Here is a 19,657-nt window from a genome sequence, read left to right on the forward strand (position 1 = left end):
TTAGTTGCCAAGCACTGCAATAACGCGCGCTAAGTCTTCAGGGGTATCTACGCCTGCTTGCGGTGCACACAGAGCTTTTGCGATTTTAATTTTGTGACCATGATAAAGTACGCGAAGCTGCTCTAAAGACTCTAAAAGCTCTAATCGAGATTCTGGTAATTCGATGTAGTCCTTAATAAAGCCAGCACGATAAGCATAAATACCAATATGGCGTGCAAAATCAGCAAGATCTAGCTTATCTCGGTCATCATTCATCATCGCATCACGGTGATAAGGGATTGGCGAACGCGAAAAATACAGTGCATTGTTGTCTGCATCGTTAATGACTTTTACACAGTTGGGATTAAATATATCATCAATCTCATCAATGCTGGTGCTCAAAGTCGCCATTGGCGCATCAGAATCAGCAAGTAGCATGGCAACTTGAGATACATTTTCGCTTGCCAATAAAGGCTCATCACCTTGCACGTTGACAACAATAGTGTCACTTTCAAGTTTTAACTGTTCAACAACTTCAGCTAAACGTTCTGTGCCTGATTGGTGATCTTCTCGTGTCATCAATACATTATCAGTAAACTTCTTTACTGCATCAAACACTGTTTGATGATCAGTCGCTACATAAACTTGTGATGCACCTGATGCAACCGCTTTTTCATAAACATGTTGGATCATTGGTTTACCACAAATATCAGCAAGTGGTTTACCTGGTAAACGCGTCGATGCGTAGCGAGCTGGGATAACGACTACGAATTCCACTTATCAACCTCTTCTTGGCTTAATTCACGGGCTTCATTTTCTAAAAGCACCGGGATATCGTCTTTGATTGGGTACGCTAGTTTCGCAGCAGTACTGATAAGCTCTTGATTTTCTTTATCAAGACGTAGTTTACCTTTACACACTGGGCAAGCGATAATTTCAAGTAATTTTGTATCAAAGGCCATTGAGGATCCCTTTTTGTTTTAATAATAAATTAAGTTTTTCGATAACTGCTGCTGTTGGCTTTGCATCAACAGGTAAATAATACCAATTTGGTTTAGCAAAACTAAAGCATTTAACTGCATCTTTTTCTGTCATAAATACAGCGTCATCTGCAAAATCGCTAAAGTCATTTGCTTGGTAGGCATAATGATCACGAAAATGATGAGTTGATAGTAAGTTAATGCCTTGCTGCTCAAGACTTATTTCAAAGCGTTTGGGGTTACCAATAGCACTGACCGCATGGCCTTTATCTTGAACTGAATTGACAAGTTCTGAATTACTTACGGTACGAAATGGGCTTGATGTTAAATCATAGCGGCTTTGAGCGTTGCCACCATTTTCTATGACTAAATCAACCGATTTTAAGCGCGCTTTGGTTTCACGAAGTGGACCTGCAGGCATTAATAAACCGTTACCAAATTGGCGTTCACTATCAACGATACAACATTCGATATCACGCGCCATTTTATAATGCTGCATGCCATCATCAGAAATAATGACATCGATATCATGTTGTTCTAATTTTTTTATACTCGCTTGTCGGTCAGGGCCAACCATTACAACACAATCTAGGCGGCGTTTAATAAGTACTGGTTCGTCACCAGCTTGCGCTGTACTCGTTTGTTCAGTCACTAACAAAGGATACGAATCAGACTGACCACCATAGCCACGACTGATCACAGCCACTTTTAAACCTTGCTGCTGTAAGTACTCAGCAAGCCAAATAACAAATGGCGTTTTGCCGTTTCCACCCACACTAATGTTACCAACAACAATGACAGGAAGATGCGCTTTAAATGCTTTTAGTATATTAAGCTTATATAACAAAGCACGAAGCGTTGAGATTAGCCAAAAAAGCACACTGAAAGGTAACAGCAGAACGCTGAGTAAGCCTGGCTTTTTATACCAGCTTTTTTCAATAACACTCACTACTGCTCACCAAATTGCATCTTACATAACGCACTATAGGTACCGTCTTTTTCAAGAAGCTCGCCATGCGTGCCTTTTTCGATAACTTGACCATGGTCGATGACATAAATGCAATCACTGTTTTCTATTGTTGATAAACGGTGTGCTATCACAATCGATGTTTTTTCTTTCATTAAGCTATCAAGTGCTTGCTGGATCAGTTTTTCAGATTCAGTGTCAAGTGCAGATGTCGCCTCATCAAGAATCAAAATAGGGGCATCTTTTAATATTGCACGCGCAATGGCTATTCGCTGACGCTGGCCGCCTGACAACATAACGCCGTTTTCACCCACCATGGTATCTAAACCTTCTGGTAAGTCTTTAACAAACTCCCAAACATGGGCTTGCTTGGCAACCGCCATTAACTCCTCGTTTGTTAATTCGCGGTCAAGGCCATAGCAAATGTTATTCGTAATAGTGTCGTTAAATAAAACCACTTGCTGAGATACCAGTGCAAATTGCTTACGTAAATCTGTCAGTTTGTAATCAGCGATGTTGACGCCATCAAGCAAAATTTCACTGTCACCTTCAAGCTCATAATAACGCGGTAATAAATTTGAGATGGTCGATTTACCTGAGCCAGAACGGCCAACCAATGCGATGCTTTCGCCTGCATTAATCGAAAGAGATAAATTCTCTAATACAGGCTCATCTTTCGTTGGGTATTTAAAGGTCACATTGTTCACTTCAATTTTCCCAGTTACTTTGTCAACGCTGTATGTGCCAGTGTCTTTTTCTACTTCTTCATCAAGTACTAAAAAGATACTTTGCGCTGCAGAAATACCACGTTGTAAATCGCTATTAACGTTAGAAAGTTGCTTCAGTGGGCGTAATAACATCATCATTGATGAAATAAGTAATACGAAGTCACCCGAACTGATGGTATCAATCATCGACGGCATAGACACAACCCATAAAATCACGGCCATCGCGCTTGCTGCCAAAATTTGGATAACAGAAACGCTTAACGCTTTAGTTGCATCCATTTTAATGCGCTGCTGACGATTATGATTATTAATAGCCGAGAATTGCGATATCTCTTGCTGTTGACCACCAAAGCCATGAATCACCTTGTGACCAGATAGCATTTGCTCTGAACTGCGAGTTACTTGGCCCATAGCAGATTGGATTTTTTTCGAAATCATACGAAAACGTTTCGATACAAAGGCAACAATCACTGCCACCAGCGGAATAATAACCAAGAAAATCAGCGATAACTTCCAACTTGTATAAAACATATTGAAAAGTAAAAAAACAACAAACGCCCCTTCCCTTACAACAATTAACAGGGCTTTAGTAATGGCTTGTTGAACCTGCTCAGTATCAAAGGTGATTTTAGAGATTAAATCGCCATTTGAATTTTTATCATGAAAAGACACCGGCAGATGTAAAATATGTTCGAATAATTGTTGGCGCAACGTTCTTACAACTTGAGAGCCTACATAACTTAAACAGTACGACGACATATAGTTAAACATGCCACGACCTAATACCAATGCAATTACAACAAATGGTGCATAAGTTAAAACATCAGTGTTACGATCATTTAAACCTTCATCAATGAAGGGCTTCATTAAATTTATAAACAATGCATCCATGGCTGAATAGCCAATCATGCCTACAATGGCGAAAAACGCGATTAACTTATAATCACCCACATAACTGATTAATCGCTTATAGATTTGGGATGTAGTTTGATCCATAATACTCTCTTATTCATAGACTTCGACTATTGTAGCCTTTAGGGGGTAAAAACAAAACGTCAATCTTGTTCGAACCAATAACTTTCCTGCTCTCGCGCAAATTCTAAGCGATATTTATCTTCGTAAAATTTTATGCGTATATGGCCATATTCTGCCGTCGATAACTGCTGTATATGGTGTTGGTTATAACGATTTACAACCTCAGGATGAGGAAAGCGCCATTGCCCTTGATAAGCAGATGAATGGATAACTACTTCAGGGTTTACTGCACCTATAAATTCATGACTTGAAGAGGTGTTACTACCATGATGGGGGCTTATTAAAATAGTCGCTCGTAAATCCTTCCCCGCTTCAACAAGCTTAGTTTCTGCCGCTGAGGATATATCCCCAGTCAGTAACACAGAGTAATTAAAACCCGTTACTTTTAATAAACACGACTGATCATTACGACTCGCATTTTCTACCTTTGCTGTAAAACTTCTGATATTAAGCTCATCAAGCTTGAGTGTTGTTGTTTTGCACTTATTTCCCAGCCCCTGAGGATGAAAGATAGCTAGAGTGTCTTGAAACCCTGCCATTTGCCAACTTGTTAAACCGCCAGAATGGTCGTTATCTAAGTGGCTTATTATTGTTGCGATAACAGATAACTGTTGTTTAATGATGTTGTTGAGTAATACACGGCGTACATAATCATAACGGCCAAAGTACTGTGGCCCTAAATCATAAATTATCGCTTTGTTTTTGTGGCTTACCATCACCATTAAGCCATGCCCTACATCAAACACATCTAACTGAAACTTAGCTTCTGGCTGTAATTCACTATCAACGACATATACACAAACAGGAATTAAGCACACATATTTATTTGGACTAAAGTACAACAGCAGAAGTGTTATGTAACTTATGATCAATAATGAAAAACTAAACTCATTGAGCGAGAACCAACGCCAGCCATTAGGGATAGAGAGTAGTAATTGATAGCCATAATACAGCGCACTGTCGACGAGTGATAACAAACCAGAAACATCCAGTAGGCTAGAAACCAAACTATAAAAAATTAAGAAAGGCAATAACAGCACACCAACCAAGGGCACAGCAATAAGGTTAATCAATAAACCTATGAAACTAGTGCCTGAGAAGTAATATAAGGATAGAGGCAGTAGACCGACAAATAAAGCGCACTGAACTTGCAGTAGCTGTGCAAATCGCTTTAAAAAACCAAGTGACAAATTAACTGTGTTTTTAGTCAGTAGAAAGATGATCGTAACGGCCAAAAAACTGAAATAGAGCCCAGGGTTCAAAAGTGCAAATGGGTCTATAAACAACACAACACTCAAGGCGTACAAAATTGAACGCCAACGCACTGGGTTTTTCCCTAGGTTATAAATAACAAGGTAACAGCCTAACATCAGCAGCGCTCGGCTTGCGGAAACTATAAAATCACTTAAGTAGACATAGACGAACGAGCAACTGAACCCTACAAAAACAAATAACTTATTTAATTGAATTGATTGGCTTACGCGTAAATGACTCATTCTTAACAGCCACTTACTACTATAAAAGCCGACTGCAAAGATAAGTCCGATATGAAGACCTGAAATAGCTAGTAGATGAGACAAACCTAATTCACGTAAGTGTTTTCTATCTTCATAGCTTATTTTACTTTTGTCACCGGTTAAAAGCGCATAATAAAGCCATTGTAATTGGGTGCTTGCCGTCACTTTTTCAATATATGTGCGGTAACTCACTCGAAGCGAGTTATATCGATGATGATTTAAATTGCTTATCTCCCCTACGCTTCGGCCTTTATAAAATACTCGCTCAAGTAATGCTTGCCGTTCTCTATCAAAACTATAGAAATTTTTTACCGATCTGTAAGGTTTAAGTTTGAGTTCTGCGCTTAATTCATCTCCACGAGTAACAGGTTGATCTGAAGTAATGCTTAGCATTGCATTAGGAGCAGGTCGAATGCCTGTAGAGCAATATTCAATATTTTTCAGACTTGCTTTAATGTAATAAGGGCTTTGTTCACTGTATGTTTCAACTACCTCAAATCGAACTAATCGGCTTTGTTGATAATTGATTTGACAGTCAGAGATTGAGTAAAAAATGAAGTAATGAAAAATCACTACTAAAATAGCGCAAATAAACCCTGACAATAGAGTTAAAAAAGGCTTAAAATAGGCACCTGCTAGCAATACAGCAAAACTCATTATATAAAACGCCGCAGTGCCAAATGTATATAGGGTGAAAAAACAGCCTATGACAAAGCCGCTGCATAACCAAATAGATGTAAATGGTTGCTTTAAATGGCTAAGAAAACGATCCAACGCTTTTTACCTGATCATAACAAGGTAAAAGAACACAAGTATTTAAGAATTTTTGGTCGTTTATTGCATGATGCCAATTTATGGCACTTAAATAGACGCTCAGCACGCGGTGCATTTGCTGTTGGTTTATTTTTTGCGTTCATCCCTGTTCCTTTTCAAATGGTTCTTGCAGCCGCCCTGGCTATTCCATTTCGAGTAAATTTACCGATTTCTGTTGCAACAGTGTGGATCACTAACCCACTGACCATGCCTCCTATTTTCTATTGTTCATATATTGTAGGCACCATTGCCCTTGCTCAACCACAGCAGCACTTCCAATTTGAACCAAGCTGGCAATGGTTTATAGATAGCCTTACAACAATTGGCCCTGCATTTTTAGTAGGTTCATTTATTTGTGCAACAGCTGCGGCAATCATTGGTTATTTTGGTACCGACATGCTTTGGAAACGCTCAGTCCGTAAAGCATGGATACACCGCCATAAAAAATAACTGATTTCAGTATAGACAAAAAACCCAGCTTAAAGCTGGGTTTTTTATTTCTTGCAAGAAAGCTATTTGCTTTGCATAAAGCTCTCTAATATACCAATCCGCTTAATTAAGTATTATTGCGGGTTGGTATTATTACTTCTTACGAAATACACGACGTGCTGCTGCAAATGGTAATAGCAATAATGCATACCAAGGGAAGCTAGCTGATTGACGCTCGTATTGTTCAATCTCTTCTGCAGGACATTCTTCAACAGAGCCATCAATTGGTGTTAACTTAACAGCCACTGCGACACTTTCATATTCGATATTGCCATTAACATCGACTACAACGTTACCGAATGAATCTGTCTTTTCAACAGTTTTAGTCGCAACACCGAAGATTTCATTATTGTTGTTAATTGATTTCGCTTCAGCAACCGTGTATTTAAAGCGAGTCTCACCATCTTCTTCATAACAAGGTAATAAATCGTTTAAGTTAACAACTGAATCTTCACCAATGGTGTACATGAAACCTTCACGACGACGGGTAGAAGTATTGTAAATATCTGTTTCGCCCTCACCAACAATAATACCATTGTCATTGATATCGTTAGCTAATGAACTTGAGCTTGAAAAGTAATCCGTTGGGAAAACAACGCTATCGCTATTTTTATCGTAGTAGAAAAATTTTGTACGCGTTGTACCATCAATTCTTTTTGCAGCATAACCAACAACAACATCGTTATTATTTACAGCTAAAGCTTGACCTGTTCTCCAGTCATCTTCGAAGTCAATAAAGTCATTAACTTCACCATTTTCGAATATTACAGGCATACTATAAAGTACATCTTTGTATCGAACATCTGATGTGCCAGCAATCAAACCATTTTCATTGATCGCAATTGCATTACTACGAAACGCAAAATCTTCATCATCTTCAGGAGTTGCGTTAATACCAAATATTTCAGTATTAGTAACATTGAGATTGCTATCCAGCGTCCACTTCACAGCACGTTTATCGAAAATACCTTTAGTATAAGTACGGTTGTACGCTTCAACACAGTCTGAAACTGGTTCATCTTCGCCATCACAGTTATCAGTAATATCATCCAGTGGATCAACCGCAATATCCGTTGAAACAGTACCTACAACTTCATAGCCATTTGCAGTTTTGATAATGTCATTTGCTGAGCTAATACCGCCGTAATCATCAAACTCTGGTGCAAGTTCAACTTTCACACCGTCTTCGCTGATAACAATTGCACGGCTAATGAAGTCTCTTAAAAAGTGGGTTTCTTCTTCGTCTTCATCTGTTTGAGTGAACGATGTTTTTTCGTAAGGTGCACTGCCCCAACCCACCATAACACCGTCATCTGTTACAGCATTTAGTAAGTTAGAAGTCGAGCGTGTTAAGCCGTCAAAATCAAGAGACTGTTCATCAAATAAAACTTGCTCTGAAGCACCTTCAGATGTGTAAAGCGTTGCAATTGCACTTGATAATTTTTGATATTCAGAGTCAGTTGAACGACCTGTTAAAAAACTTACCATAAATGCATGTGCATCTGCATTTGTATTTACCGCATCGTTATTCTCAATATCATCAAGCGTGAATGTAATTTCTTTATCAATGAGTTCATACTGCTTTTTAGCTGTATCATAAGCATCTTTTATCGACGAATCTGTAAAATCGATATAAGTGACATCAACGGGTAATTTGTAAAGGCCATTTGCTAAGCCTATGATGTGACCGTTTTCACTAACATCTGTTACGTAGTTAAATTTAGCGCCATCAATTCCACCTAATTCTTCTAATTTATAGGTTGCGCTCATCGCTGAGGTACTTAGGGTGGCTAAAATACTGGCAGCGAGTAATTTGTATTTCATTTTAATCCTTACTACTGATTCTTTAAATCTTCGAGTTCTTCCCAGCGCTCAAAAGCGACTTCAAGCTCAGACTCTAACTCGGCTAAATGGTTCAATGCTTCTGTTGTAATTGCAGCATCTTGCTTAAAAAAGTCAGGGTCATTAACCACAACTTGCTGAGCGTCTAACGCTTTTTCAAGTTGTTCCACTTTACTGGGTAATTCTTCTAATTCAAGTTTTAATTTGTAAGAGAGTTTATTACTTTTCTTTGGTGTTTTATCTTGGCTAACAACGGCCGGCTTTTCTTGCTTAATTTGTTGCTGTTGTTGTTTTTCTTGCTCAGCTAAATGAGCGGCATACGCTTCATAGTCGCTATAGCCTCCGACAATATCGGTGATCTTGCCGTTACCTTCAAATGCCCATACAGAATTACAAGTATTATCAATAAATTCACGGTCATGGCTTACAATCAGTACAGTGCCCTGATATTGGTTAATGATCTCTTCTAAAAGCTCTAAAGTTTCAATATCGAGGTCATTGGTAGGCTCATCGAGAACAATAATGTTAGATGGCTTTAAAAATAACTTTGCTAATAATAAGCGGTTTTTCTCACCACCTGAAAGCGCTTTTACTGGCGTACGCGCTCTTGCCGGTGGAAATAAGAAGTCTTGCAAGTAACCAAGCACATGACGTGAGCGCCCGCCCATCATAACTTCTTGCTTACCTTCAGCTACGTTATCTTGTACTGTAGCTTCTTCATCAAGCTTTTGACGATACTGATCAAAATAAGCAAACTCTAAGTTAACACCTTGCTTAACACTGCCGCTATCTGCTGTTAGGTCACCAAATAAAATTTTAAGCAGTGTTGTTTTACCAATACCATTTGGCCCAACAAGGCCAACACGATCGCCACGCATAACAAGGGTTGAAAAGTCTTTTGCGATGACTTTATCTTTAAATGCATGACAGATGTTTTTCGCTTCGAATACTAATTTACCTGAACGATCTGCTGTTTCAATATTGAAATCGGTTTTACCTACCTGATCAACACGCTGCTTACGCTCTTTACGTAACTCTTTTAAAGCACGTACACGGCCTTCATTACGCGTTCTACGTGCTTTAATACCTTGGCGGATCCACGCTTCTTCTTCTGCTAAGCGCTTATCAAATAATGCGTTTTGTGTTTCTTCTACTTTTAGATCATGCGCTTTTTGTTCAAGGTACGTCGCGTAATCGCCAGGGTATGAAACCAGCTTACCACGGTCTAAATCAAGAATACGGGTTGCAACTGCTCGAATGAATGCACGGTCGTGAGAAATAAAAACTATACCGCCTTTAAACTCTTTTAAAAATTGCTCAAGCCAAATAACACTACTCATATCTAAGTGGTTGGTAGGCTCATCAAGTAGCAGTAAATCGGGTTCACTAACCAAGGCTCGTGCAAGAGCAACTTTACGTAGCCAACCACCCGATAATGATTCAAGCTTGGCTTCTGGGTCTAGCTCTAAGCGAGATAAAACGAGCTGAATACGGGTATCAAAACGCCAGCCATCAACGGTTTCTAATTGATTAGATAAACGCTCTAATTTGTTAAGCAATTTATCGTTATAGTCTGTTTGCATTTGATTACTAACTTGGTGATATTCTATCAGTAAGTTAGCAATGTCAGGCATGCCCTGCGCGACATAATCAAATACTGAGCCTGCCGCCCCTTTTGGTGGATCTTGCTCTAAACGTGAAATGCGAATACCGCCTAATTGGTTGATTTCACCATCATCCAATGTCACTTGGCCATCAAGCACTTTTAATAGTGTTGATTTACCTGCACCGTTTCGACCAACGATACAAACGCGCTCACCTGACTCAATAACGGCATCGGCATCATCTAGTAGCGGATGCGTACCATAAGCGAGTTGAGCTTTGGCTATTCTGATTAAATCCATCGTGATTACTACTCTTATTCTTTATTATCAGCAATAAATTGCGCTAATTGCTCAGCATCAAAAGGCCAAAATAATTTCTTGCCTTGATGAGATTCCACAACCGGAATACTGGTTTGGTAAAGTTCAATCAGCTGTTCACTGTCCATAATATCTTTTGCTACAAACGAAGCGTTTGCAGCAATTAATAATTCATCGGCCATTTCACACAGATGACAGCCATCAGTGTGGTACAGGGTAAAGTTAGCCATGGGTAATAAGCCAGCTATTATGAATTTGCTTATTACGTTTAAAATCTGGTGATAAAGTCTTGTCAGAAATGTTTTCTGCTTTTAAACCCAGACCCATTAGCCCTACTTCATCCATGCTAAAGCCACGCTTATTATTTGAGAATATAAGCGTACCGTTAGGGCTTAAAATTTTCTTAACCCAGGTAAGTAGTTTGATATGGTCGCGTTGTACATCAAACGCATCTTTCATACGTTTTGAGTTTGAGAACGTCGGTGGATCTAAGAAAATTAAATCATATTGGCCTTGTGCATACTCAAGCCACTTCAAGCAGTCTGCTTGCTCAAAACGATAACGGGTATTACTGATATCATTCAGAGCAAAGTTTTCTTGCGCCCACTTTAAGTAGGTTTTTGACATATCAACGGTGGTAATGGCTTTAGCACCACCCACAGCAGCATGCACAGATGCGCTGCCTGTATAAGCAAACAAGTTTAAGAAACGTTTGCCTTGTGCGTTTTGTTGGATATAACGACGAGCTAATCGGTGATCTAAGAACAAACCAGTATCTAAATAATCAAATAAGTTTACTTTGAATTTAGCGCCAAACTCTTCAACTACTTGAGTACGATTTTGTTTTGCTACCTTGGTATATTGCTCTTCACCTTTTTGCTTTTTACGCACTTTAACTGCAATATTTTCTGGTGCTATCTTTAATTGCTCAGCGGTCAAGCTGATCACATCTTGCAAACGTTTTTGAGCCGTATTGTCATCGATTTCTTTCGGTGCAGCATATTCAAAAATAACCGCTGAATCATCGTATACATCAACAGCTACGTTATATTCTGGAATATCCGCATCATAAACACGGTAGCAGCTTACTTCATTTTGCTTTAACCAGTTCTTTAAATTTTGCTTATTTTTCTTTAAACGGTTTGCAAAGGCGGTTGAACCTTCAAAATTAAGAGCCGGCTTATCTTCTTTGCTAAGTTCTACTTGTTTATCGTCAAGTTGGTATAAATTTAATACAACATCTAAAGGGCCATTTTTAAACTTATAGCGTTTTAACTTAACTAACTTTAATAACTTAAATAAGCTTTCGTCAGTGCCAAGTAAAGCAAGTTTCCAATGATTAAAGTGCTTTTTGAAGCCAACACCTAAGCTACGGTGTAAGTTAACCAGCTCAGCCATTGAGCCTAAACGTTCACCATAAGGTAAGTTTGAAATCACCACACCAGGTAGTTTCGCAACTGAGGTTAACTTAGTGGCATCACTTTGTTTAAACTTAATCACATTACCAAGGTCAGCACGCTCTGCGTTTTCTTGCGCTTTTGAAATCACACTGGCGTCAATATCATGGCCAATAAGCCAAAGTTTAGGATCTGTAATTTGTGCAGTTAGTTCTGCTTTTAATTCTTTGTATTTTTGAATTCGGAAACTAGGCAAGCGCTCAAAGGCAAAACCTTCACGGAATAAGCCCGGCGCTTCATTGCGTGCCATGCTTGCAGCTTCAATTAAGATGGTACCAGAGCCACAACATGGATCGAATAAGGGTTGTTGTACGTTTTCAAGCCAACCACTTCGTTTCACAAGGGCTGCAGCTAAATGCTCTTTAATCGGCGCTTTACCTTGATCTTGACGATAACCACGCTCAGATAAACGCGGGCCAGAATAATCGATATAAAGCGCAACACCTTGACGGTTCAATCTTGCTACAACACGGACATTGGCATTGTATTTATCAACATCAGGACGTTGCTCGAATAAATCCGCGAAGTAATCAACAATCGCATCTTTTACAACAAGACCTGAAAATTGCGTATTTTTTAAGTCGTTATTAGTACCACTAAAATCAACAGCAAAGGTTTGTTTAGGTCCAAACCATTCCTGCCAAGGCTGCAAGCGCGCAAATTGATAAAGGCTGTCTTTGTCTTTTACGCCTTCTTTTTCTTCTATAAGCATCATGATACGAGTCGCAAAACGGCTCGATAAACAAATCTTTTGTGCTAATAAGCTATCTGCTTCAAAACGTACAGAGCCCACGGTTTGTTTTGAGACTTCGGCACCAAGTGCTGTAAGCTCATCAACAAGTAAATTTTCTATTCCGATAGAAGTAAGTGCGATAAATTGCAAAGTAAAAACCCTTAAATGCTAATTGCGCAGGATTATAGCATAGCTTGGCGAACAAAAACGCCAACATTTGCAGGGATAGTAGGGCGTGTTGACTTTTTTTGATTAATTTTGCAGCAGTGTGTTTGGTATTTTGGCAAGGCAGAGCCTATGTAGTGTGATTGTTTCCCATAAATAGGCGATAACGCAGCATAAATGCCAAACACGCGCTGCCCTTCGGGTTCTTCCTAGGGGCGATTAACTCTTTGTTGCTCGATTTTTACTTAGCCCACTAGGTTACAAATCTCGCGCCGCGATTAAATCGCCCCTAGAGTGAACAAATTTTAATTCACAAAGGTCAACACGCCCTAGGCAGATTTAAACTGTTTTTGTTGAATATAAACAGGGTGGATACGGTTATTTAAAACCTTAATAGCCTCAAACTGTTCAAGAGAAAGGTTTTCGTCTAGTTGAAAGTGTTGGCTTAGGTTAATACACACTGAGGCTTCGCTTGAGTGATCAACAATCAAAAACTCACCTTCTTGTGCCTGTGAGCACAATTTCACTACAGCTTCGACACTTGGTTGGCTACCATGATACTCATGAAAGAACCAACTTTTTGCAAGTACTGGCTTTAAATGAAATTTGACCGCAGTAGCATTTAGCGCGATTTGGCAAAGCTCTGCAGGGTTCCATAGTGAGAAAGTTTCGAGGTATTGATAAACTTGCTGATAAAATGCAGCGTCTTCAAGGCTAAAGTTAGGCTCTTGTAAAACAGCATCGGTGAGTTGGCGAAGTTTGTAAGGCGTGCACAGTTGCATATCTTGGTCTAGGTCAACCAAAAGACGATTATTTTTTGCACAAGCAAGCCATTTCCATTGCTTAGATGCTTGTAACATGTCTCCTCCCTAACGAATAAATACTGTGCGCATAATCACAAATTATAACTAAAGCAGACCATTAATAAAATGATTTCTTAGAACATTTTATTAATGATCAATTGCTTAGATAACTGATCCTTATAAGCTGTTAAGGATCGTTTTTACCAATTCTGGGCCTTTATAAATGAAACCAGTGTAAACTTGTACAAGGTCTGCACCTGCTGCAAATTTCTCTTTTGCCGAATCAGCATCGTCAATACCACCCACACCAATGATAGGTAGTTTACCTTCGGTTAAACGCTTAAGTTCACTAACCACGTGGGTTGAACGCTGACGCACAGGCTGGCCTGATAAACCACCCGCTTCATTTGCGTATTGTTGACCTTGTACCATTGCACGCTCAAGTGTGGTGTTTGTAGCAATAACACCATCGATCTTATTGTTGATCAATGACTCACTAACTTGGCCGATTTGTACTTCATCAAGATCAGGGGCGATCTTAACTAGCATAGGCACTTGCTTGTTATGTTTAGCAACTAGATCAAGTTGTTCATTCTTTAAGCTTTGCAATAAGTCATCAAGCGCTTCGCCGTATTGTAAATCACGAAGACCTGGGGTATTCGGTGAAGAAATATTTACTGTGATATACGATGCATGCTCAAATACTTTACGCATACAGTGAATGTAATCATCTTTACCCTGCTCGTTTGGTGTATCTTTATTTTTACCAATATTAATACCTAGAATACCGTCGTATTTCGCTGCTTTAACATTGTTAACTAGGTTATCAACGCCCTTATTGTTAAAGCCCATGCGGTTAATAATCGCATTTGATTCAGGTAAGCGGAAAATACGCGGCTTGTCATTACCCGCTTGAGGACGTGGTGTAACAGTACCTACTTCAACAAAACCAAAACCCATTTGCGAAAATGCATCAATACACTCGGCATTTTTATCTAAGCCTGCCGCTAAACCTACTGGATTTTTAAACTCTAAACCTAAAAAGTTAACGGGTTTATTAGGGACAGATTGAGACCACGCAGCACTCAATGGCGTATGAGCAAATCGGCGTAAATTATTAAGTGCAAATTCATGAGCCCACTCCGCATCACGGGTAAACATAAAACGGCGAGCTAGATCATAAAACATGGTTTGTTCCTTAGGTAAAAATAAACAAGGTAGCCGTTTATAAACGGACCATTGCAAATTAAGGGCAAAAAAATACCCCAGCGAGCTGGGGTATGTATTTTAACGACTTTTCACTTATTTGGAAGTGTCACAGTTGTGGCTTAACAACATTAGTTCACGAAGTGCCACTGAGAACTTCGCAAAATCATGGCTTTGCGATGTTTTGAACTCAGATAGCATCTGCTTCCAACGTTGTAATAATAGATCTTGGTTATCCATCCACTCATCAATTTGTGCATCAATGTCTTTGCTGTCTGCAGCAAAGCTATTAAGTACCACAGCTGATAATGTACGTTGTTGCCAATCCAGCTCTTCACGGTAAGAAGCACGAGCAAGTGCTTGCCAGTGGTTCGCAACTGGTTGGTTGGTGATTTGGTCAAGGAACCAATGTAAGCCCATACGCGCACCTAGCTTGAAGTAAGTGTTAGAAACCATATCAATGCTACGCTCTGAATTGTTAGCGATTTCAGCTAAGTCCATTACAGAGAATAAGCTTGATAGTGACACAATACGTGTTGCAAGTGCTTTTGGTACATTGCTGTCAATTAGCTTATCTGCCGCTTTAACTAGGCGCTCGCTTTCTTTTTCAACCATGTAGCTGTTTAAGTTTTCACTTAAATCAGCAAATGTTGGTGCAAAGAATTCAATTGCTTGCTCAATCGTTTGTGCTTTATTGCGATGACGTAAGAACCAACGTGTTGCACGACGAACCGTACGACGTAATTGATATAGCATTTCTGTTTGTACAGCTGCTGGGATCTTATTATCAAGTGCAACAATTGATGACCATGTTTCTGGCATCTGGAACACTTCTTTTGCAATTGAGTAGCAAAGTGCGATTTCAGCTTCGTTAGCACCTGTTTCTTCGTGCATACGAACCATAAAGTTAAGACCCATATCGTTAACGATGTTGTTTGCAAGTTTCGTTGCGATAATCTCTTTACGAAGTGGGTGGTTATCCATTGCATCGTTAAACTTCTCACGAAGTGGCACTGGGAACGACTTAACTAATAACTGACGGTAGTAAGGGTTTTCAGTGATTTCATCAACCACTAGAGACTCTTTTAATACCATCTTCGCGTAAGAAACAAGTACAGAAAGCTCTGGACGAGTTAAATCTTTACCCGCTGCTGCGCGCTCTGCAAGTTCTTCATCCGTTGGGATGAACTCGATTGCACGGTTAAGCTTGCCATCTTTTTCAAGGGCATGGATGAAACGTACTTTTTCTTTAAGCGTTGACGTACCTTTTGATTGAGTAATCGATAAGGTATGCGTTTGACGATAACAGTCTTTTAATACTAACTCAGACACTTCATCAGTCATTGAATAAAGTAACTCATCACGCTGTTTACGTGTTAAGTCACCTTCAGCAACTAGGCCATTAAGTAAGATTTTGATGTTTACTTCGTTATCTGAACACGCAACACCACCTACGTTATCGATGAAGTCAGTGTTAACACGACCGCCTTTAGCCGCAAATTCGATACGACCTAATTGAGTCGCACCTAAGTTACCGCCCTCACCTAAGATCTTCGCACCAAGCTCAGAACCGTTAATACGAAGTGCATCATTTGCGCGGTCACCCACATCAGCATCAGTCTCTTTAGAGTTCTTGATGTAAGTACCGATACCACCATTCCAAAGTAAATCAAACTCCATCATTAGAGCTGCTTTGATTAACTCGTTAGGTGTCATGCTCGCTTTCTTAGTGCCAAGCATTTTCTTCATTTCTGGGCTTAAGCTAATTGATTTAGCCGCACGAGAGAAAATACCACCACCTTGTGAAATAAGGTCTTTGTTGTAATCTTCCCAAGAAGAACGCGGTAGATTAAATAAACGCTCACGTTCTGGGTAAGATGTCGCTGCATCTGGGTTTGGATCAACAAAGATGTGCATGTGGTTAAACGCTACTTGTAAGCGAATGTGCTTAGAAAGCAGCATACCATTACCAAATACGTCACCTGCCATGTCGCCGATTGCCACCACAGTGAAATCTGTTGTTTGACAGTCAATATCCATTTCACGGAAATGACGCTTAACAGATTCCCAGGCACCTTTTGCAGTGATACCCATTTTCTTGTGGTCGTAACCTACTGAGCCACCTGATGCGAATGCATCACCTAGCCAGAAGTTATATTCATTTGCAATGCCGTTAGCGATATCAGAGAAAGTCGCAGTACCCTTATCGGCAGCAACAACTAAATACGGGTCATCTTCATCATGACGAACAACATCAACTGGTGGAACAATCTCACCACGTTCAATGTTATCTGTGATATCTAATAAACCACGGATGAAAATCTTGTAACACTCTTGGCCTTCTTTGAAGAATGCTTCACGGTCTGTCGGTAGCTGTTTACATACGAAACCACCTTTCGAACCTACCGGTACGATAACCGTGTTTTTAACTTGTTGTGCTTTAACAAGACCCAGTACTTCAGTACGGAAGTCTTCACGACGATCAGACCAACGTAAACCACCACGAGCAACTTTACCACCACGTAAATGCACGCCTTCAACGCGCGGCGAGTATACAAAGATCTCAAACGCAGGCAGTGGTAATGGCATTTCAGGGATCATAGAAGGCTGAACTTTGAACGATACGTATGACTTAAATTGGCCGTCCGCTTCTTTTTGGAAGAAGTTCGTTCTAAGTGTTGCATTGATCATATCAACGTATAAACGGATGATACGGTCATCATCTAGGTTTGCTACGTTTTCTAGTTCAAGGTTAACTTGTGCTACTAGCTTCTCAAGTGTCTTTTCACTACCTGGGTTCTTAACTGAGAACTTTTTAGTGAATAAGTTAACGATTTGCGATGCAATGTGTGGGTAATTTGCAAATGTGCTTTCGATGTAAGTTTGCGAGAAAGTTACACCAATTTGACGCATGTATTTAGCGTAGGCACGAAGAATAGACGCTTCACGACCTGTTAAGCCACCCATTAATACTAAACGGTTGAAACCATCATTTTCTAAACGGTTATTCCACACGTTCGTTAACGCTGCACGGAAACGCGCTGAGACTTTATCAAAGTCAGCAATGCCCTTGTTGTCAATTAGCATGGTGAAATCCATGATCCAATTAACTTTACCGTCAGTCGTTTTCACAGAGTAAGGCGTTTCACCTACTACACGTAAACCAAAGTTTTCTAACATCGGCATTACGTCAGATAAGTGGATTGGCACATCTTTATGGAATAAGCTTAAACGAACAACATTTGTGTTTGCTTCTTCTTGTGGGCGGTAGAACAACATTTCTAGTTTGTTCTCGTCGTTTAGAAGTTCTAGCTTTTCAATATCAACAACCGCTGCACTTGGTAAAACCTGATCTTTATACGCACTTGCAAACGCTTGTGCATATTTACGGTTTAGTTCTTTACCGCGTGCTTCACCTGCGCTTTCAAGTAGTGCAGATTGGAGTCTATCTTCCCAAGTACGGGCAGCTTCAATTAGGTTGTTTTCGATGTCTTTCACGTTATATTCAATATTATTGTCAGTCACACGCACCGTGTAATGTGTACGGGCTAATGTTGACTCAGAGAAGAAAGTAGTAAATTCGACTTTATCGTCAGAATTAAATGCATTGGCTAAGATACGTTGCGTTTCACGACGTAGTGCCGTGTTATAGCGCTCACGCGGAACATATACCATGCAAGAGAAGAAACGGCCATATGCGTCTTTACGCACAAAAATACGGCACATATCACGCTCTTGTACTTGTAATACACCCATGGCAACTTCAAGTAGTTCAGCTTCACGTGCTTGCACAAGCTCATCACGTGGATACGTTTCTAAAATATTTAATACCGCTTTGTATGCATGGGTGCCTTTAGCAAAGTCACACATTTCCATAATGCGGTTAATCTTACTTTTCAGTACAGGTACATCAGCGGCGCTGTTGTTGTAAAAGCTTGATGAGAATAAACCAAGGAAACGGTCTTCACCAATTACGTTGCCCTCATCATCAAAACGCTTAATACCCACGTAGTCGATGTATGCAGGTCGATGTACACGAGACACTGAATTTGTTTTCGTTAAAATTAATAAGTTGCTGCTACGCGCTTCTTGGCGCGCTACTTCAGGTAACTCAGAAAGTAAGCGGCTATGCTCTTCGTCTGTGTTTTTCATTAGACCAAGGCTAGTGCCCTTTTTACCTTTTAACTGGTAATCACCTTGCACTGGCGAAAGTTCATACTCACGGTAACCCATTAGCGTAAAGTTATCTTTAGCTAACCAGTCTAAAAACTCTACCGTTTCTGCAACTTCGCTTTCGTTATTATTATGGTGGCGTTTAGGTAAGTCTTTCGTTACCGCAATTAGCTTTTCACGAATTGGCTGCCAATCTTCTACAGCGATAGATACGTCAACTAACACAGACTCAAGTTCTTTTTTGAAAGACTCAATTACTTTTGCATCTGTTTGACGATCAATTTCGATAAAGAACACAGTTTTTGTCGACGTTGATTCTTGCTCTGCTTTTAAGCTTGAAATACCCGTGATTTTAGCATTTTTATCACGTTGGATTTTCAGCGGAGAGTGAAGTAATAAGTGAGAAGCGATGTTTGCGCGGGTCATGGCCATACGCACAGAATCAACGAGGAAAGGCATGTCTTTCGCGATGATTTCAACAATAGTGTGCGATGACTGCCAGCCATCTTTTGCTACTTCAGGATTGAAAACACGGACAACCGCGTCATCAGAATTATTTTTTTCTAGCGAGTTCCATAGGCTTAGTGCAGCGCCATATAAGTCACTATCGTTGCGATGAGCCAAATCCTCTTTAGACATATTGCTGTACAAGGCTTTGGCGAATTTCTCAACGAGTAACACATTATCAGCGTGAACTTTTTTCTGGATCAGCTTACAGACATTATCTAAGATAACCGAGGCTTGCCCTTCATTTCGTGTCATTGTATGTTCCTTAATCTATACTACTTATCGATTAGTAGAATATTTGTACAGCCATTTATTAGCGTGGAGTCAGGTAAATTCTAACT

At 39.9% G+C, this 19,657-nt stretch carries 13 protein-coding genes; 1 reads left to right on the top strand and 12 read right to left on the bottom strand.

Annotation, left to right across the window (positions count from 1 at the left end):
- The 5 genes from kdsB to PASHI_RS02475 are packed head-to-tail and all read right to left on the bottom strand — an operon-like array spanning nucleotide 1 to nucleotide 5,863.
- Nucleotides 1-756, bottom strand: a complete 756-nt coding sequence (gene kdsB / locus PASHI_RS02455) for a 3-deoxy-manno-octulosonate cytidylyltransferase (protein WP_062564467.1) — start codon at nucleotides 754-756, stop codon at nucleotides 1-3.
- A complete protein-coding gene (locus PASHI_RS02460; RefSeq protein WP_036968654.1) occupies nucleotides 744-941 on the bottom strand; it encodes a Trm112 family protein in 198 nt (65 codons plus the stop codon). The genes kdsB and PASHI_RS02460 overlap by 13 nt, the downstream gene beginning before the upstream one ends.
- A complete protein-coding gene (gene lpxK / locus PASHI_RS02465) occupies nucleotides 931-1,908 on the bottom strand; it encodes a tetraacyldisaccharide 4'-kinase (RefSeq protein WP_062564468.1) in 978 nt (325 codons plus the stop codon). The genes PASHI_RS02460 and lpxK overlap by 11 nt, the downstream gene beginning before the upstream one ends.
- Nucleotides 1,908-3,650: a lipid A export permease/ATP-binding protein MsbA gene (gene msbA, locus PASHI_RS02470; RefSeq protein WP_062564469.1), complete on the bottom strand. Its 1,743-nt coding sequence runs from the start codon at nucleotides 3,648-3,650 to the stop codon at nucleotides 1,908-1,910. The genes lpxK and msbA overlap by 1 nt, the downstream gene beginning before the upstream one ends.
- 59 nt (nucleotides 3,651-3,709) lie before the next feature.
- The gene (locus tag PASHI_RS02475; RefSeq protein ID WP_062564470.1) at nucleotides 3,710-5,863 is read right to left on the bottom strand and encodes a DNA internalization-related competence protein ComEC/Rec2; all 2,154 of its coding nucleotides are present in this window, start codon (nucleotides 5,861-5,863) and stop codon (nucleotides 3,710-3,712) included.
- A gap of 96 nt (nucleotides 5,864-5,959) precedes the next feature.
- On the opposite strand from PASHI_RS02475, the gene PASHI_RS02480 reads away from it, so the two are divergent.
- Nucleotides 5,960-6,469 (top strand): DUF2062 domain-containing protein, encoded by a 510-nt coding sequence (locus PASHI_RS02480; RefSeq protein ID WP_054561579.1) that lies wholly within the window; start codon nucleotides 5,960-5,962, stop codon nucleotides 6,467-6,469.
- A gap of 132 nt (nucleotides 6,470-6,601) precedes the next feature.
- Here PASHI_RS02480 and PASHI_RS02485 read toward each other — a convergent pair whose 3' ends face one another.
- The 7 genes from PASHI_RS02485 to PASHI_RS02515 form a co-directional block, all read right to left on the bottom strand.
- A complete protein-coding gene (locus tag PASHI_RS02485; protein ID WP_062564471.1) occupies nucleotides 6,602-8,332 on the bottom strand; it encodes a DUF3466 family protein in 1,731 nt (576 codons plus the stop codon).
- Nucleotides 8,333-8,343: 11 nt separating this feature from the next.
- Entirely contained in the window at nucleotides 8,344-10,254 is a 1,911-nt protein-coding gene (uup, locus tag PASHI_RS02490; protein ID WP_062564472.1) for an ATP-binding cassette ATPase Uup, read from the bottom strand.
- A 14-nt stretch (nucleotides 10,255-10,268) separates the two neighbouring features.
- Nucleotides 10,269-10,502 (bottom strand): glutaredoxin family protein, encoded by a 234-nt coding sequence (locus PASHI_RS02495; RefSeq protein WP_062564473.1) that lies wholly within the window; start codon nucleotides 10,500-10,502, stop codon nucleotides 10,269-10,271.
- Nucleotides 10,495-12,612 carry a bifunctional 23S rRNA (guanine(2069)-N(7))-methyltransferase RlmK/23S rRNA (guanine(2445)-N(2))-methyltransferase RlmL gene (gene rlmKL, locus PASHI_RS02500; RefSeq protein ID WP_062564474.1) on the bottom strand — a complete coding sequence of 706 codons (2,118 nt, stop codon included), beginning with the start codon at nucleotides 12,610-12,612 and terminating at the stop codon, nucleotides 10,495-10,497. The genes PASHI_RS02495 and rlmKL overlap by 8 nt, the downstream gene beginning before the upstream one ends.
- Before the next feature lie 344 nt (nucleotides 12,613-12,956).
- Nucleotides 12,957-13,487 (bottom strand): cell division protein ZapC domain-containing protein, encoded by a 531-nt coding sequence (locus tag PASHI_RS02505; RefSeq protein WP_055022164.1) that lies wholly within the window; start codon nucleotides 13,485-13,487, stop codon nucleotides 12,957-12,959.
- Between the two features lie 120 nt (nucleotides 13,488-13,607).
- On the bottom strand, nucleotides 13,608-14,618 hold the full coding sequence (pyrD, locus tag PASHI_RS02510) for a quinone-dependent dihydroorotate dehydrogenase (RefSeq protein ID WP_054561585.1): 1,011 nt from the start codon (nucleotides 14,616-14,618) through the stop codon (nucleotides 13,608-13,610).
- Nucleotides 14,619-14,732: 114 nt separating this feature from the next.
- The gene (locus tag PASHI_RS02515; RefSeq protein ID WP_062564475.1) at nucleotides 14,733-19,571 is read right to left on the bottom strand and encodes an NAD-glutamate dehydrogenase; all 4,839 of its coding nucleotides are present in this window, start codon (nucleotides 19,569-19,571) and stop codon (nucleotides 14,733-14,735) included.
- Between the last annotated feature and the right edge of the window lie 86 nt (nucleotides 19,572-19,657).

Source organism: Pseudoalteromonas shioyasakiensis (genome assembly GCF_001550135.1).
GTDB classification, from domain to species: Bacteria; Pseudomonadota; Gammaproteobacteria; order Enterobacterales; family Alteromonadaceae; genus Pseudoalteromonas; species Pseudoalteromonas shioyasakiensis.